The sequence below is a fragment of the Bradyrhizobium hipponense genome, from assembly GCF_008123965.1.
GTDB classification, from domain to species: Bacteria; Pseudomonadota; Alphaproteobacteria; order Rhizobiales; family Xanthobacteraceae; genus Bradyrhizobium; species Bradyrhizobium hipponense.
Genome location: NZ_VSTH01000253.1, coordinates 1 through 1,866, shown reverse-complemented (window position 1 = coordinate 1,866; position 1,866 = coordinate 1). Strand labels below are relative to the sequence as shown.

Genomic DNA, 1,866 nt, shown 5'->3' with positions numbered 1-1,866 from the left:
CTCCGGTTGCCCGCGAGGCCCTCGAGCGCATCGCCCAACTCTACGCGGTCGAGAAAGCACTCCGCGGCCGATCTGATGCCGAGCGTCGCGCGGGCCGACAAGCGCATGCCCGGCCTCTGGCTGCAGCCTTGAAGCAGTGGTTTGAGGCAAAACTTGATCACCTTGCGCAGAAGAGCGACACGGCGAAGGCTTTGCGTTATGCGCTGCGTCATTGGGACGGCCTGACGCTCTACCTTGATGACGGGCGCATCGAGATGGATACGAATGCGGTCGAGCGTGCGATGCGGCCGATCAAGCTCAACGCCAAGAACTCCCTTTTTGCCGGTTGCGACGAGGGCGCCGAGAGTTGGGCAGTACTAGCTTCGTTGATCGAGACCTGTAAGCTCAACAGCGTCAGCGCCGAGCACTGGCTCTCCGACGTCCTCTCTAAGCTCGTCAATGGCTGGCCTGCGGCGCGACTGGACGAACTGCTTCCGTGGTCGTCGACCTACACGATGCATGCACACGACCCAAGGTTGGCAGCATGAGCCTCAACACGACCGCTGTCCGGATCAGAGTGACCCTCAAGGACGTGAAACCGGAAGTGATGCGTCGCCTTGTCGTACCTGTCACCCTGCGCCTTGATCGGCTGCATTTGACGCTTCAGGCGGCATTTGGCTGGACAAATAGCCACCTCTTCGAGTTCCATGCTGGCGAAGAGCGTTGGGGCATCCCTGATCCCGACGGTGATTTTGGCCCCCAGCCTATCGATGCCCGCAAGGCGCGGCTCAGCGATATCGTTCACGAGACCGGCGCCAAGACGATCCATTATCTCTACGACTTCGGCGACAGCTGGGATCATGTGGTCAAGCTCGAAAAATGGTTCGACGACACGCCGACAGAGGGTCTGCCCTTCTTGCTCCAGGCCGCCGGCCGTTGTCCTCCGGAAGACGTCGGCGGTGCGCCAGGCTATGCTGAATACCTCGATGCCCTCCGCGACCCCACCCATCCGGAGCACGAACACATGCGCCTCTGGGGGCCCGAACGCTTCGATCCCAACGTCATCGACAGCAAGGCGCTCGAGGCCGCCGTCAACGCTTTATCCCAAATTTGGAAGCCGCGGCGCCGCGTCACGCGCTCAAAATAGGCGTCAAGCACCAATCAAAAAGGGCCGCAGAGCTACGCTTACCGTGGTGGAGTGCCCAGCAGGCGTTTATGGGTGCGGCGTCGGCCATAGCCCTCGTCCGGACGACTGCCATTCCAGCCCTTTTGTAAGCGGCATGAAGCACCCACCTAGCCTTCCCGAGGCTTACGCGCGATAGAGCCTAGCATGAGCTGATCGGAGGAGGTGGATCGATGGCAAATGTCATGCTTGATGCCAGGCAGGAAGGTGGCTCCTATCGTCGTGTCGAGGTGATCACCGGGGAGCGCCGGCGGCGACGATGGACGGGCGAGGAGAAGACCCGGATCGTGGCTGAGAGTTTTGAGGAAGGTGCAAACATCTCCGAGGTGGCGCGGCGCAACGGCGTTTCCCGTGGGCTGCTCACGGTGTGGCGAGGCCAGGTCACGGCGATGGCCGGCACGGCGCCGAGCTTCGTGCCGATCCAGATTGGCGCCGAGAGCGGCGCCGGCGCAGCGCCGGCGCAGGCGAGGCCGTTGAAGATCACCGCGCCGCCGACCAGGGCCTGCGGGGTGATCGAGATCGAGGTGAGTGGGGCGCGCATCCGGGTCGAGCCGGGCGTAGATGCTGCGACGCTTTACACAGTGCTGTCGGTGCTCAGAGGCGATCGATGATAGCGCTGCGGCCCGACCTCAAGGTGATGCTGGCGTCCCAGCCGGTCGATTTCCGCAAGTCGGTGCACACGCTGTCGGCGCTGGTGAGCGAAG

General features: G+C 63.0%; 3 protein-coding genes. All 3 read left to right on the top strand.

The annotated features are described in order from the left end of the window. Nucleotides 1-527, top strand: a 527-nt coding sequence (locus FXV83_RS41240; RefSeq protein ID WP_148745743.1) for an IS66 family transposase, incomplete at its 5' end; no start/stop codon positions are given. After that, nucleotides 524-1,126: a plasmid pRiA4b ORF-3 family protein gene (locus FXV83_RS41235; RefSeq protein ID WP_148745742.1), complete on the top strand. Its 603-nt coding sequence runs from the start codon at nt 524-526 to the stop codon at nt 1,124-1,126. The genes FXV83_RS41240 and FXV83_RS41235, both read left to right, overlap by 4 nt. Nucleotides 1,127-1,335: 209 nt before the next feature. Further along, nucleotides 1,336-1,773, top strand: coding sequence for an IS66-like element accessory protein TnpA (gene tnpA / locus FXV83_RS45080; RefSeq protein WP_148745741.1), 438 nt, complete (start codon nt 1,336-1,338; stop codon nt 1,771-1,773). Nucleotides 1,774-1,866: the final 93 nt, after the last annotated feature.

Excerpts from the sequence above, each read along its gene's own strand:
- FXV83_RS41235 (WP_148745742.1), top strand. The coding sequence starts at position 524 with ATGAGCCTCAACACGACCGCTGTCCGGATCAGAGTGACCCTCAAGGAC.
- tnpA (WP_148745741.1), top strand. The coding sequence starts at position 1,336 with ATGGCAAATGTCATGCTTGATGCCAGGCAGGAAGGTGGCTCCTATCGT.